Source organism: Pseudomonas sp. GLN_2 (assembly GCF_043106005.1).
Classification (GTDB): Bacteria; Pseudomonadota; Gammaproteobacteria; order Pseudomonadales; family Pseudomonadaceae; genus Aquipseudomonas; species Aquipseudomonas alloputida.
Map to the genome: position 1 here is coordinate 95,226 of NZ_JBICMC010000087.1, position 14,135 is coordinate 109,360.

General features: G+C 59.1%; 14 protein-coding genes. 7 read left to right on the forward strand and 7 right to left on the reverse strand.

Annotation, left to right across the window (positions count from 1 at the left end):
• Window positions 1-15: 15 nt before the first annotated feature.
• On the forward strand, window positions 16-870 hold the full coding sequence (locus ACF8Q6_RS21365) for a Tim44 domain-containing protein (protein ID WP_003253268.1): 855 nt from the start codon (window positions 16-18) through the stop codon (window positions 868-870).
• Between the two features lie 113 nt (window positions 871-983).
• Window positions 984-1,391, forward strand: a complete 408-nt coding sequence (locus tag ACF8Q6_RS21370; protein WP_003253266.1) for an SMI1/KNR4 family protein — start codon at window positions 984-986, stop codon at window positions 1,389-1,391.
• 158 nt (window positions 1,392-1,549) lie between these two features.
• Here the strand turns inward: ACF8Q6_RS21370 and ACF8Q6_RS21375 are convergent, their stop codons facing one another.
• Complete coding sequence (locus ACF8Q6_RS21375) at window positions 1,550-3,310, reverse strand: cation:proton antiporter (RefSeq protein WP_003253264.1); 1,761 nt, start codon at window positions 3,308-3,310, stop codon at window positions 1,550-1,552.
• A 339-nt stretch (window positions 3,311-3,649) separates the two neighbouring features.
• Between ACF8Q6_RS21375 and ACF8Q6_RS21380 the strand changes: the two genes are divergently transcribed.
• A complete protein-coding gene (locus tag ACF8Q6_RS21380; RefSeq protein WP_003253263.1) occupies window positions 3,650-4,135 on the forward strand; it encodes an acyl-CoA thioesterase in 486 nt (161 codons plus the stop codon).
• Here ACF8Q6_RS21380 and pdxY read toward each other — a convergent pair.
• Window positions 4,132-5,004, reverse strand: a complete 873-nt coding sequence (gene pdxY, locus ACF8Q6_RS21385; RefSeq protein ID WP_003253261.1) for a pyridoxal kinase PdxY — start codon at window positions 5,002-5,004, stop codon at window positions 4,132-4,134. The genes ACF8Q6_RS21380 and pdxY overlap by 4 nt on opposite strands.
• A 120-nt stretch (window positions 5,005-5,124) precedes the next feature.
• On the opposite strand from pdxY, the gene ACF8Q6_RS21390 reads away from it, so the two are divergent.
• The gene (locus ACF8Q6_RS21390) at window positions 5,125-5,517 is read left to right on the forward strand and encodes a DUF3301 domain-containing protein (RefSeq protein ID WP_003253259.1); all 393 of its coding nucleotides are present in this window, start codon (window positions 5,125-5,127) and stop codon (window positions 5,515-5,517) included.
• Here ACF8Q6_RS21390 and ACF8Q6_RS21395 read toward each other — a convergent pair whose 3' ends face one another.
• Genes ACF8Q6_RS21395 through zigA form a run of 3 tightly spaced genes read right to left on the reverse strand, consistent with a single transcriptional unit; the run spans window position 5,518 to window position 8,361 of the window.
• Window positions 5,518-6,489, reverse strand: a complete 972-nt coding sequence (locus tag ACF8Q6_RS21395; protein ID WP_392489763.1) for a CobW family GTP-binding protein — start codon at window positions 6,487-6,489, stop codon at window positions 5,518-5,520.
• A 40-nt stretch (window positions 6,490-6,529) separates the two neighbouring features.
• Window positions 6,530-7,156 carry a DUF1826 domain-containing protein gene (locus ACF8Q6_RS21400; RefSeq protein ID WP_392489764.1) on the reverse strand — a complete coding sequence of 209 codons (627 nt, stop codon included), beginning with the start codon at window positions 7,154-7,156 and terminating at the stop codon, window positions 6,530-6,532.
• Entirely contained in the window at window positions 7,153-8,361 is a 1,209-nt protein-coding gene (gene zigA, locus ACF8Q6_RS21405; protein WP_392489765.1) for a zinc metallochaperone GTPase ZigA, read from the reverse strand. Before zigA ends, ACF8Q6_RS21400 begins: the two co-directional genes overlap by 4 nt.
• A gap of 114 nt (window positions 8,362-8,475) precedes the next feature.
• Between zigA and ACF8Q6_RS21410 the strand changes: the two genes are divergently transcribed.
• Window positions 8,476-8,856: a hypothetical protein gene (locus tag ACF8Q6_RS21410; RefSeq protein ID WP_014754895.1), complete on the forward strand. Its 381-nt coding sequence runs from the start codon at window positions 8,476-8,478 to the stop codon at window positions 8,854-8,856.
• A 272-nt stretch (window positions 8,857-9,128) separates the two neighbouring features.
• On the opposite strand, the gene ACF8Q6_RS21415 is transcribed toward ACF8Q6_RS21410, so the two are convergent.
• Window positions 9,129-9,656, reverse strand: coding sequence for a DUF3617 domain-containing protein (locus ACF8Q6_RS21415; RefSeq protein WP_003253248.1), 528 nt, complete (start codon window positions 9,654-9,656; stop codon window positions 9,129-9,131).
• A gap of 132 nt (window positions 9,657-9,788) precedes the next feature.
• Between ACF8Q6_RS21415 and cls the strand changes: the two genes are divergently transcribed.
• Window positions 9,789-11,228 (forward strand): cardiolipin synthase, encoded by a 1,440-nt coding sequence (cls, locus tag ACF8Q6_RS21420; protein ID WP_392489766.1) that lies wholly within the window; start codon window positions 9,789-9,791, stop codon window positions 11,226-11,228.
• 72 nt (window positions 11,229-11,300) lie between these two features.
• Here cls and cfaB read toward each other — a convergent pair whose 3' ends face one another.
• Window positions 11,301-12,485, reverse strand: coding sequence for a C17 cyclopropane fatty acid synthase CfaB (cfaB, locus tag ACF8Q6_RS21425; RefSeq protein WP_020190282.1), 1,185 nt, complete (start codon window positions 12,483-12,485; stop codon window positions 11,301-11,303).
• Between the two features lie 207 nt (window positions 12,486-12,692).
• Between cfaB and lpdA the strand changes: the two genes are divergently transcribed.
• Window positions 12,693-14,093, forward strand: coding sequence for a dihydrolipoyl dehydrogenase (lpdA, locus tag ACF8Q6_RS21430; RefSeq protein ID WP_088512625.1), 1,401 nt, complete (start codon window positions 12,693-12,695; stop codon window positions 14,091-14,093).
• The last annotated feature ends 42 nt before the right edge of the window (window positions 14,094-14,135 follow it).

Consider the following 14,135-nt stretch of genomic DNA (forward strand, 5'->3'; position numbering starts at 1 on the left):
GGGGATATCCCACTTATGCAACGTTTTCTTAGCATCGCACTGGCGCTCTGCGTCGGCCTGACGCTGAGCCTGGACGCCAGCGCCAAGCGTTTCGGCGGCGGCAAGAGCTCGGGCTCCGCGCCTATCCACCAGACCCGCCAGGCTACGCCAACCACGCCTGCTGCCGCGCCGACCGCACCTGGCCGTGCACCGGCTGCCGCCAGCGGTGCTTCGCGCTGGTTGGGCCCACTGGCCGGCCTCGCCGCCGGTGGCCTGCTGGCTTCCATGTTCATGGGCGACGGTTTCGAAGGCTTCCAGATCATGGACTTCCTGATCGTGGCGCTCATCGCCTTCCTCGTGTTCCGCTTCATCGCCGCGCGCCGCCGCCAGCAGCAGCCACAAATGGCCATGCCAGGCCATGCGCCGATGCAGCGTGAGGCTCACGCTCAGCCTGCGCAACCGTCGATTTTCGGTGGTTCGGCCGCACCTGCTGCAGCAGCCGCACCGGTGATCAACGCCCCGGCCTGGTTCAACGAGCAGAGCTTCCTGGCGGCAGCCCGTAACCACTTCCAGTCGCTGCAGCAGCACTGGGATGCCAATGAAATGGACAAGATCAGCGAGTTCGTTACCCCGCAAATGCTTGAGTTCCTCAAGCGTGAGCGTGCTGAACTGGGTGATGGCTTCCAGTCCACCTACATCGATAACCTGGAAGTGCAACTGGACGGTGTCGATGACCGCGCCGACCGCACCGACGCGACCCTGACCTTCCGTGGCGTGTCGAAGAATTCGCGCTTCGACCAGGGCGAAGTGTTCAGCGAAAGCTGGCACATGGTTCGCGCCCAAGGCGAGAACCAGCCTTGGCTGGTAGCCGGTATCCGTCAAAACGGCTAATCGCTGCGTGCTAAACAGAGAACCCCGGGCTTGCCCGGGGTTTTTGCTTTTGCCAAAGTGGGCTACTAGGGTATAAGGCGCAGCGTTGTCATCTAGGTCAGAGGAAGTGAACCGTGGAAGAAGTGATCGAACAACTCCGTGAAGCGAATGAGCCAGTACCAGTGCCCCTGGAGCTTCCCGATGAAGACCAGCTGGTAGAGATCGAAGAACAGCTGTTCATCAATATTCCATTCGTGTTCAAAGAGTTTCTGCTGACCGTAAGTGATGTGGTTTACGGCTCCCTTGAGCCTGTTACCGTCACTGATCCGCAGTCGCACACCTACCTGCCAGATGTGGCCTCCAACGCCTGGGATGCCGGCGTACCGCGTGACCTGATTCCGCTGTGCCAGGACGGCGACAATTACTATTGCGTCGAAGAGGACGGCACCGTGGTGCTGTGGGATGCCGAAGAGGAAATTGTCGGCGAAGACAGTTGGGAATCGGTGTGGCACTGGGCGCGAGATGTTTGGCTGGAGAGCTGATCGCTAGCACCTATAGAGAAGCTCGCGATCTGAGTCAGTAACAATGACGTCTCAGCGCCTCAAGGTCTTTAAAATCGCCAGGCTTTTTGCGCCTGGCGACATCGCTATAACCCCATCTCCTCGGGCGGGCGAGATACCTTGCCCAGGGCGTAACCCCCTCAGTGCGAGTTCTCGCGACTGTTCTCCAGCGTCTCCAGCAACGCGATCTGCATGCGCGTGTGCACGCGGATAAACCAGCGCCACAACAACGCCACCACCACCGCAGCTACCACGGCAATCACCAGCAGCAATTCGCTGGTGGGCAGAATGCTGGCGGACAATGCCGACAACAGCAGGAAAATCACCAGCAGCGACAACAGCGGGATCACTTCGGCGATCACACGGCGCACGCGCTGGGTATGTCGCCCGGCCATTTCCGGCTTCACGCCCATCTCTGCCAGCAGCATCGAGAGTGCCTTTAGCTTGCGGTACGCGGCGATCAGGAATGGCAGTGACAGCAACAAAGCAGCCCCCCATATGACGGCCTTCTGCTGGCTGACATCGCTGACCCACTCACTGAGCCAATTGCCGATACGCCCTGCAAAGTAGCCGCCACTGAAGAAGATGGCGATCACCAGCGCCAGGTTCACCCCAACCTGCAACAGGATACGCCGGATCATCGCCGCCAGCATGGCACTCTCGCCCTGCGGCTGGATGTTGCGTAACCACTCGCCATACAACGACAACACGCGTGCGAGGCGGGCGGGCACCACATTGCCCAGTTTCTGCGACAACGGGTCAGCCGCGCGGATCAGATAGGGTGTCAGCAACGTGGTGATTGCCGATACCGCCACCGCCACCGGGTAAAGGAAGTCGCTGGTCACCTGCAGGGTCATGCCCAGCGCGGCAATGATGAAGGAGAACTCGCCGATCTGCGAAAGCCCCATTCCCACACGCAAAGACGTACGCCCGTCATTGCCGGCAATGAACGCCCCCATGCCGCAAGACAGCATTTTGCCCAGCACCACCGCCAGGGTGATGACAACGATAGGCCAGGCATAGTCGATCAGTACCTGAGGGTCGATCATCAGGCCGATGGCGACAAAGAAGATGGCACTGAACAGGTCGCGTACAGGCTCGATCAGGCGTTCGATCTTCAGCAACTGGCGTGATTCGGCCATGATCGCGCCAATCAGGAAAGCGCCTAGCACCATGCTGTACTCCAGCTTCACAACCAGCAGGCAGAAGCCGAAACACAGGCCCAGAACAGTGATCAGCAACATTTCGTTGCTTTCGAACTTGGCGACATAGGCCAGTAACCGCGGTACCAGCAAAATACCGATGACCAAGGCGACGATCATGAACAGCGACAGCTTGCCGACAGTGGAGAACACTTCGCCCGAGCTGACCGTGCCGCTGACCGCGATGCCCGACAGCAGGGCAATGATACCGATACCCAGAATGTCCTCGACGATCAGCACGCCGAAGATCAGCTGGGCAAAGCGCTCGTTCTTCATCTTCAAGTCGTTGAGCGCCTTGACGATGATGGTGGTGGAGGAAATGGCCAGGATGGCGCCCAGGAACAGTGAATCCATGGTGCTCCAGCCAAACCAGCGGCCAATCTCGAAACCGATCCAGATCATCAGGACGATTTCCAGGAACGCTGCGATGAACGCCGTGGCACCGACCTTGAACAGCTTGCGCAAGCTGAACTCGAGCCCCAGGCAGAACATCAGGAAGATCACCCCCAGTTCGGCGAGGGTCTTGATGGTGTCTTCGTCATGAATCAGGCCGAACGGCGGAGTGTGCGGGCCAATGATGAAGCCGGCGACAATGTAGCCCAGCACCACCGGCTGCTTGAAACGGTGAAAAAGAATGGTGACCACGCCAGCGACCAGCATGATGACTGCCAGGTCCTGGATGAAGCTGATGGCATGCATGGCGTGATACTCCTTTTCTCGTCTTGTGAATGCCTGGGCAGACCGCTCCTCTGCCGAGGCAAACCTGAGCGAGCAGCAAGTACATACTGTATTGAATCCGGGAACACCCATGTTGCATGGGCGTACTCAGGTTAACATCGCACTCCGCCGCAAAAAGCCAGTGCAATATGCAGAAACAGATCGGCTGGAAAAGCGCCGCTGATGGCATGATCAGCGTGACGATGATGCGCCAACCAACGTCCCGTATCAGCAAGGCACATTCAAAAGAGGGGAACAGCAGTGTCAGCAGATAACGCCCTCCATTCGCCCGATTCAGCGCAACCTCACCGTGAGCACACTATGGAACCTGGAAACGCCCAGCTGAGCATGACCGTCCTGATGACCCCGGACATGGCCAACTTTTCTGGCAACGTACATGGCGGCACCCTGCTCAAGTACCTCGACGAAGTGGCTTATGCATGCGCCAGCCGTTATGCCGGCAGTTATGTGGTGACCCTGTCGGTCGACCAGGTGATCTTCCGTGAACCCGTGCACGTGGGTGAACTGGTGACTTTCCTGGCGTCGGTCAACTACACCGGCAACACTTCGATGGAGGTTGGCATCAAAGTGGTGACCGAGAACATTCGCGAGCGCTCGGTGCGCCATTCCAACAGCTGCTTCTTCACCATGGTCGCGGTCGACGACAACCGCCGCCCGGTGCCGGTGCCACCACGCCAGCCGCACAGCAGCGAAGAAAAGCGCCGCTTCCTGCAAGGCCAGCAGCGCCGGCAGATCCGCCAGGAACTGGAAAAGCGCTATCAGGACTTGAAAACCGACGCCATTTAAAGCGCCAGTAACTGCGCTTCGAAGCGCACCCGTGGGTGCGCAATGCGGTCCTGGGCCCGTACCAACTGCAATTCGTAGCTGGCGCAGGCCTGGGTTTCCAGCAGCACTTCATGCACTGCCGCAGCCGTGAATTCGAATGCCTGCACCCAGCTGTCGCCGAGCAGCACACGCGCCAGGAACAAGCCTGAGGTCAGGTCACCCACCCCCACCGGCTGACGCGGAAACGCCAGCAGTGGGCGGCGCAAGTGCCAGCTGTGCTCGGCGGTCACCAGCAACATTTCGAACTGTTCTTCGGCCCGCCCGGGGTACGCCAGGTGCTTGACCAGTACAACCTGCGGCCCACGCTGCAGCAGACTGCGCGCCATGTTCACGCAATCCTCCAGCGACTGGGCGCGGCGCCCACAGAAGCTGTCCAGCTCCAACTGGTTGGGGCACAGGATGTCCGCTGTGGCTGCAGCCTCGTCAAGCAGAAACTCACTGACTTCGGGCGGCACAATGCAGCCCTTTTCCGGGTGCCCCATGACCGGGTCGCACAGGTATAACGCTTTTGGGTTTACCGCCTTGATCCGCTCGACGCCGGCCAGGATCGCTCGCCCTTGTTCAGCACTGCCCAGGTAGCCGGAAAGCACTGCATCACAGTGGCCCAGCTCGCCGATATTGGAAATGCCTTCCACCAACGCAGGAATTTGCGCTGGGGCAAGCACTTCACCCGCCCACTGGCCATACTGTGTGTGATTGGAGAACTGCACGGTATTGAGTGGCCAGGCATTGACCCCGATACGCTGCATGGGGAATACCGCGGCGCTGTTGCCGGCGTGGCCGAACACCACGTGGGACTGAATGGCGAGCAGGTGCGGGGTACGTTTCATGCGGGAGGTTTCCAAAGCTGTTTCTAGGATTGTGCGCAGCGCAGTATGAACTCGATTGCTACCTGTACGACAGGCCAGGAACGCAGTTAAGCTGGATCTACCTGTTTGGAGCATATGCAAATGTTGACCCTGGAGAACCTCTTCGTCCTGATGCTGGTAGCCACGGCAGGCGCCTGGTTGTGGCACAACCATGGGTTGCGTGAAAAGGCCCTGGAACGGGTCAAACAGCATTGCGCCAAACTCGACCTGGAGTTGCTTGACGATGCCGTAGCGCTCAAGCGCATCGCCTTTGTCCGGGATGCCAATGGCCGCAAGCGCCTGGCACGCGTCTATGCCTTCGAATTCACCGTCACGGGTGAGCAACGTCACCCCGGCACCGCGACCCAGTTCGGCGCCCACAGTGTGCAGATCGAGCTGGCGCCCTACCCGTTCGAAATCAAGACCCCACCGCGCGCCGACAACGTCATAGAGATGCAGCAATGGCGCCAGGAGCATAACCGCTGGCGCAACTGATCAACTGACGCGACATTCATTCAACCCGGCTTGCAATGCGGGTTGCGGTTGCGGCTGATCGAAAATCAGCTCGATACGCGTGTCCTTCCGCCAGTCGCTGAGCTGCCAAGCGGGCATATCCCCATTCAGCCCATTGAATGACCACCAGCCCTCCATGCTGTGGATAACTCCCTTGGCCCGTCGCCATGGCCAAGCACACAAGAAAGCCTTTAGCCGCTGTGGATAAAACTGTTGGCCGGGGTGCCACCGCCAGCCAATACTCCAACCACCCTCTCCCTGCTGGGCAAGGCAAATCGGTTGACTCGGGTCAGCCCACAGTGCTGCTGGATCGATTCCAGGATTGTCGACAATCCTGTTTTTCAAGAATTGGCTGTCAACAATCTGTGGAGATACCGTCGGGAGGCCGGACAAAGGCAACTGCCCCTGCACGGTCCACATGATATTTTTTTCTTTAAATTTATTACTTATCAACAACTTATGGATTTCATCCACAGCCTCTGACTTATTGAAAACCACGCTTTCAGAGGCGTTGAGAGCCTGCTGTTGAGCCTCTGGAAGAGGCTCGTTTCGAGCCATGGCCTGGGCATCCACAACCATCAGGAGTGGCTGAATTGTCAGCACTCCAACCCAAGGCGCTTGTTGCAGCTGAGCCAGCAGCTGCACGGGATGGCCCAGGCCGGAAGGTTCGATAAACAGCCGGTCAGGCCGCGATTTGCGCAGCAGTCGTCCCAGGCCCACCTGGAACGGCATGCCGTTGACGCAGCACAGGCAGCCGCCTGCGACCTCGCCGATGGCGATGCCGTCTTCGTCACGGCTGAGTAAGGCTGCATCCAGGCCGACAAGGCCGAACTCGTTGATCAATACCGCCCAGCGCTCGTTGGCTGGGCGCTGAGCCAGCAAGTGACGGATCAGCGTGGTCTTGCCAGCACCCAGCGGGCCGGCAATTACATGGGTGGGAATGTTCTGCAGCATGGGATGGTTTCAGGCAGCGGTGATGCCTCACTATGCGCCGTCAGGCCAGCCAGTCAAGGCTGAGCAGCAAACGCCCCTGCCGCGTAGAAGGGGACCGATGCACCAGGCCTGCCCCTTCGTTACCCTGCCATTTTTCGCCTTTAAGTATCGCAACCTCGGCGGCTTGAAGGTGCTGGATGTTATCCACAGGTGGCTGAGCTGTGTGTAACTCTCCACGACAGCTATCCCGCTCTTGCAACCACTCACTACCTGGGCCGACGTAAGTGGTGAGCAAGCGCAACGGTACGTTATCCACATGGAAGCGTGGGCACATCGGAGCGTTCAACACGCGCAAGCGCAAACCGATCCGTCGTGCGCCAACCAGACAGGTATAAGCCGCCACCAACCACGTCACATCAGCAACGAAAGCTTCATACCCATGCAAATCCGCCGCTTCACGCAGCAGATCTGGCAATACCGGCTTCTGTTCCTCGTCCACATCAATTACCCGCTGATCAGCCAAGGGCTGGCCAAGGCTGATCACCAATGCGGCAAAGTCCTGCAGTTGTGCCGGCAAGCGCCGCCGCCAGACGGCCAGGTTCACGCCATCCTGCAGCACTTCGGCCAGCACTTGGGGCGTCTCGCCAAACACCTGAAAGATATCCACAGGTCGGTGTGCGGGGTTCATGCTGCCGCTTCCTCATGCCATGGGCCAAATGGGTCAGGTAAACGCAGCCAGCCCATGTGACCCAAGCCCATTTCTTGATCCGTCAACAGGCACGCATCCAGGGCTGTGGATAATTTTTCGACGTCGATATTCTGCCCAATAAACACCAACTCCTGCCGGCAGTCACCGGTGTCGGCGGTCCAGTGTTTCAAGATCGCATTCGTGTTATCCACATCCTGTGGCCACTGCTCGCGTGGCACGAAGCGCCACCAGCGGCCAGCCAGACCATGGCGCATCATGCCGCCCGCTTGCGACCAGCTGCCAGCTTCCTGATATTTGCTGGCCAACCAGAAAAACCCTTTGGAACGCAGCAGCCTGCCGTTTTCCCAGTCCTTGTGGATAAAGTCGTAAAAGCGCTGTGGATGAAGCGGGCGTCGGGCCTGCCAGGTCATGGCCGCGATTCCGTACTCTTCGGTTTCTGGTACATGTTCACCGCGCAGCTCCTGCAACCAGCCTGGTGCCTGGGCCGCTTGATCGAAGTCGAACAGCCCGGTGTTGAGGATACGTGCCAGCGGCACTTGGCCCATGACCATGGGTACGATCTGCGCCCGGGCATTGAGGCTGCGCAAAATGGCGATGAGTTCTTCACGCTCATGTTGGCTGATCAGGTCGATCTTGCTCAGCAGCAGTACATCTGCGAACTCGACCTGTTCGATCAGCAAATCACTGATCGACCGCTCGTCTTCTTCGCCCAATGTTTCACCACGGCTGGCCAGGCTGTCTGCTGCTTGATAGTCGCGCAGGAAGTTCAAGCCGTCGACCACGGTGACCATGGTGTCCAGTCGCGCCATATCGGACAGACTGCGACCCAGCTCGTCACGGAAAGTGAAGGTCTCAGCCACTGGCAGCGGCTCAGAGATACCGGTGGATTCGATCAACAAATAGTCGAAACGTCCCTCTTCGGCCAGCCGTGCAACCTCCTCAAGCAGGTCTTCGCGCAACGTGCAGCAAATGCAGCCGTTGCTCATCTCGATCAGTTTCTCCTCAGCGCGGTTGAGGCTGACATTGCGCTGCACCTCACTGGCATCGATGTTGATTTCACTCATATCGTTGACGATTACCGCCACCCGCAGGTTGTCGCGGTTGCGCAGCACATGGTTGAGCAGCGTGCTCTTGCCGGCGCCCAAGAAGCCGGACAGCACGGTGACGGGAAGACGATTGGACATGGCGAACCCCTTCAGGCAGACGCATTCGAAACGATGCATTGCATAATGTTATAAAGTAACAATACAATTTCGCCAAGTGGTTCTCGACGGACGAGTGCTCACAGGGGATGAAAAATGAATCTGCCACGCGTCATGGCATTGCTGGTGCTCACCATGCCTGCCTCGCTGTTGGCCATGCCGCAAAACAGTGCATTGGCCCTTTGTACGCGAAGCGCGACGCTGCTCGCTTGCCAGGACGGCAAAGGTAACTACTACAGCGTGCGCACCGAAGGCAGCACGTTCTACCTTCGCGGCTATGACTTCAGCAGCCGCCGACTATGGGCACAAACCAACAGCCGCTATGGCACGCTGACTTTTTTTACCGGCCTGGCCAGCAATGGTGAGGCCTGGGTGGGTTACAGCCGCCGAGTAGGCTGGACCACCTTGAACCGCGTATCGAGTTCCAGCGGGGAGCGCTTCAAGCTGCATTGCAGCTTGATCGAGGGCTGCCGTTGATGCCTTCTTTTGTTTTGAAGGCTTTGCCTCTACTGCCGCCTATTCGCACATCAGCTTCGAGCGCTTGCTGAAAATGCCTGCCTTGATCAGCCTTTCTCAGGCCGAAAAGCTATGCGGTAACCGCGTCGAGGCTAGGATTGAAAATGAAATGTTCCACGTGGAACTATTCGTTTCCCTACCGACTTCTGGAACTGGCCATGCTCGGCTGCTCGAACGGCAACAGAGGCTGCATGCCCACGACGCGGTTGCCACCAGCCAGTGGCAATGGGATTTCAGCTGCGCGGTTTGACCGTACCGCAGTCATTGCCTAGCCACACCGCACGCGTGTTCATGCTGCCTTGCTGCTGCACACCCGAAGCGTTGAACGTGCCACTGACCTGGGTGGTGAATTCCCGATCACTGAGAAATGTAGCCTGGCCACTACCCTGTGCCTTCGGGCAGCTGAACTGAAATTTCCACACGTTACCGGTACGGTCGGTAATCTTCTGAGTGCAGCCCGATTTCGGGTCCTGCAGCGGAATATCATTCGTTGCCACCTGTTCTGGTGTCAGGCACGAACGCACACCCTTGCCACCTACACTGACCCCTTGTTTGGCCAACACCCCCTCCATCATTGCGCGCTGCTCTGGCGGCAGGTTCTTCAACTGGCCAAGCATGAATTCCATGTCGGGTAGCGGCTTGCCATCGACCTGCATGTTGCTGGTGGTCAGCTCCCACAACCCCGGTTGCAGCATCTGGGCTTGCACCAGCGGACTGCTCATGCCTAGGGCCAACGCCAACAGTGGCAGACGAATCTTCATGGACGAACGCTCCTGGAAAAAAACCGGTCAAACGGGCCGGACTGAGCCTTAGACGCCAAATCCGCCTGCGGGTTGCAGGCGGACCGGGAACGTGTTCTGTTACCTCAAGTGTACTCGGCAAGCAGGATGCATATGGATTACCACAGCCCCTACTTCTTTGGTTACCTACTCGGCATGATCCACCTGCTGGGTATAGTCGCCGCACTGCATGCGCTGTTCACCGTGCGGACAGCTCAGGGAGCCATTGCGTGGGCGATGCCCTTGCTCTTCATCCCCTACCTCACCTTGATCCCCTACCTGATCTTCGGCGCCCGCTCGTTCTATGCCTACATCAAGGCTCGGCGTCAGGCCAACCAGGAAATGCACGTGGCCATGGCCAACCTCAACTGGCGGCCCTGGGTTGAAGAAGCCCTGACCGCCCGCGAGTCCGAAAGCTACACAGCCTTGCGGGCGATGCCCAAGCTGGGTCGCATGCCATGCCTGGCAAATAACCAGGTAAAACTGCTGATCAATGGCAAGGCCACCTTCGATGCCATCTTCGCAGCCATCGAAAAAGCCCGCGATGTGGTATTGGTGCAGTTCTTCATCATTCATGACGACACCCTCGGCAAGGCACTGCAGCAACTCTTGCTACGCAAAGCCGCCGAAGGCGTGCAGGTGTTCGTGCTGTACGACCGTGTCGGCAGCCACGCCTTGCCGGCCAGCTACAGCCAGATGCTGCGGGACGGCGGCGTGCAGATCCATGCATTCGCCACCCGTCGCGGCTGGTTCAACCGCTTCCAGGTGAACTTCCGCAACCATCGCAAGATTGTGGTGGTGGATGGCTTGCTCGGCTTCATTGGCGGTCACAACGTGGGAGACGAGTACTTGGGTAAACACCCGCAGCTTTCACCCTGGCGTGACACCCACGTACAGATCAGCGGGCCGGTACTGGCCTGCCTGCAAGAGTCGTTCGCCGAGGACTGGTATTGGGCCACGCGCCAGCTACCGCCGCTGATCCTGCCCGATACGTACCCGGACAACGGTGTGCTGTGTCAGGCCTTGGCCAGCGGCCCGGCAGACCCACAAGAAACCTGCTCGCTGTTCTTCCTTGAGGCGATTCATTCGGCCACCCGCAGGGTGTGGATCACCAGCCCCTACTTCATCCCTGACGAGGCCGTGTTCGCCGCCTTGCGGCTGGCGGTACTACGAGGAGTCGATGTGCGGGTGCTCATCCCGTCACGGCCGGACCACCGCATCGTCTACGCCGCCTCCAGCCTGTTTGCCTTCGAAGCGGTGCGCGCGGGGGTACGTATGTTCCGTTACCAACCCGGGTTTCTGCATCAGAAGGTGGTGCTGGTGGATGATGACGTCAGCGCGATTGGGAGTGCCAACCTGGACAACCGCTCGTTCCGTCTGAACTTCGAGATTACCCTGCTGACAGTCGATCGCGGCTTCGCCGACCAGGTCGAGCACATGCTCCACGAAGACTTCGAACACGCGCGGGAAATTACTGCAGAAGACACCCAAGACACCCATCGACTACAGCAATTGGGGATGCGGATTGCGCGGCTGATATCGCCGATTCTTTAGGCTGAGTACACCCGTTCAAAGCGGCCTTCTCGCGCTAAAGGCCGCTCCTGCAAAGCTGCGACACTTACGATTTCAGCGGTACAAATCTTCCCGCGTCCAAGGCAGGTCATGATGCCCATCGGCGTATGGCTTCACGGCCAATATCTGGTGCAGGTTGATCCAGCCCTTCTGAAAGGCGTAGGCACACCCGGCCAAGTACAAACGCCAGATCCGCAGGGTCTTCTCAGGCACCAGCGCTGCCGCCTTGTGCAACTGGTTCTCCAGGTTCTCGCTCCAGTGGTGCAAGGTTTTAGCGTAGTGCAGGCGCAGGCTCTCCACGTCCACCACCTCCAGCCCGGCTTCACAGATACTGGCGCTGATCATCGACAGGTGCGGCAGTTCGCCGTGGGGGAATACATAACGATCAATGAACTCACCCGCCCCGCGCCCGACCGGTCGGCCATCGACGTGCTTGGCAGTGATGCCGTGGTTCATCACCAGCCCCCCTTCCCTCACCGCCCCAAACAACTTCTGGCAATACAGCGCCAGGTTGGCATGCCCGACATGCTCAAACATACCCACGCTGACAACCTTGTCGAAGCGGCCATCCTGGGGCAGATCGCGATAATCGAGAATCTGCAGGTCAACCTTGTCGGCAAGCCCTTCCGCTTGTACACGCTTGCGGCCGAGCTTCAATTGCTCCTTGCTCAGGGTAATGCCGAACACCTTGGCGCCATATTCACGGGCAGCGAACCGCGCCAGCCCGCCCCAGCCACAGCCAACATCGAGCAGGTAGTCACCGGCATCCAGGCGCAGTTTGCGGCACAGGTGGTCGAACTTGTCCTGCTGCGCCTGGTCGAGCGTATTGTCCGGCTCACGGAAGTAGGCGCAAGAATAGGCCATGTCCTGGTCCAGCCAAAGCTGGTAGAACGCGTTGGACACGTCATAGTGGTAGGAGATGGCTTTTGCGTCGGTGCTCTTGTCATGAGATACACGTGGCGGCGGCGTTTCATCCTCATCCGCCAGCAGCGCTTCGCTCAGCTCGTCGCACACGCGGATGGCCTCACCGATATCGCCTTCCAGCTCCAGCTTGCCTTCGACGAATGCGGTGCCTAGCTGGTCCATGCTTGGGTGGGTCAACTGGCTGATCAGCTGCGGCTCCTTCACCAGAATGGTGACCTGAGGACTAGGCCCAAGATCAAACTGGTTACCGTCCCACAGCTTCAGCCTCAGCGGCAGATGCAAGCTCTGCAATGCAGGTGGAAGTTGAGCAAGCATGAAACACCCCTCCTGTCCGTAATTGGCCACGACGCCTAATATTTCGAACGTCACCGGATCAGAGTAGTTCATCTGTAGGATGTTTCCTCTAAGCAAGACCTTGGTCTAGAACCAACTGATCTTATCCACACAGCAGATTGTATACAATCACTGCGTCTCAGCTTAACCTTGTGCCCTCTCGCGCTTCTACATCCTGGAGTTGAACCCATGAAATCCTATGACGTGGTGATCATCGGCGGTGGCCCTGGCGGCTACAACGCAGCCATCCGTGCTGGCCAGTTGGGCCTGAGCGTTGCCTGCGTGGAAGGCCGCTCGACCTTGGGCGGTACCTGCCTGAACGTCGGCTGCATGCCATCCAAGGCGCTGCTGCATGCTTCGGAGCTTTACGAAGCTGCCAGCGGTGACGAGTTCGCCCACCTCGGTATCGAAGTAAAGCCCACCCTCAACCTCGCCCAGATGATGAAACAGAAGGATGAGAGCGTGACAGGCCTGACCAAGGGCATCGAATACCTGTTTCGCAAGAACAAGGTCGAGTGGATCAAAGGCTGGGGCCGCCTGGATGGCATCGGCAAGGTCGTGGTCAAGGCCGAAGACGGTAGCGAAACCGCGTTGCAGGCCAAGGACATCGTCATTGCCACCGGCTCTGAGCCCACCCCTCTGCCAGGTGTGACCGTCGACAACCAGCGCATCATCGACTCGACCGGCGCGCTGTCGCTGCCGCAAGTGCCCAAGCACCTGGTCGTCATCGGTGCTGGCGTGATCGGTCTTGAGCTGGGTTCGGTCTGGCGCCGCCTGGGTAGCCAGGTCACTGTCATCGAATACCTGGATCGCATCTGCCCAGGCACTGACACGGAAACGGCCAAGGCCTTGCAGAAGGCGCTCGCCAAGCAAGGCATGGTGTTCAAGCTGGGCAGCAAAGTGACTCAGGCTACCGCAGGTGCCGATGGCGTCAGCCTGACGCTGGAGCCTGCCGCCGGTGGTACTGCAGAATCGCTGCAAGCCGATTACGTGTTGGTGGCTATCGGCCGCCGCCCTTATACAAAAGGGCTGAACCTGGAAAGCGTGGGCCTGGAAGCCGACAAGCGCGGCATGCTCAGCAACGAGCACCACCGTACCTCAGTGCCGGGTGTCTGGGTGATTGGCGACGTCACTTCGGGCCCAATGCTGGCGCACAAGGCCGAAGACGAAGCGGTGGCCTGTATCGAACGCATCGCCGGCAAGCCCCACGAGGTCAACTACAACCTCATCCCTGGCGTGATCTATACCCGCCCGGAGATGGCCACCGTGGGCAAGACTGAAGAGCAGCTCAAGGCCGAAGGGCGTGCCTACAAGGTTGGCAAGTTCCCCTTCACCGCCAACAGCCGTGCCAAGATCAACCACGAGACCGAAGGCTTCGCCAAGGTCATCGCCGATGCCGAAACCGATGAAGTACTGGGTGTGCACCTGGTGGGCCCAAGCGTCAGCGAGATGATTGGTGAGTTCTGCGTGGCTATGGAGTTCTCGGCCTCGGCAGAAGATATCGCCCTCACCTGCCACCCTCACCCGACGCGCTCCGAGGCCCTGCGCCAGGCGGCGATGAATGTGGATGGCATGGCCATGCAAATCTGACGAACCCCATTCGCTGCGTCGGGGATAGAGCCGCCTTTAATT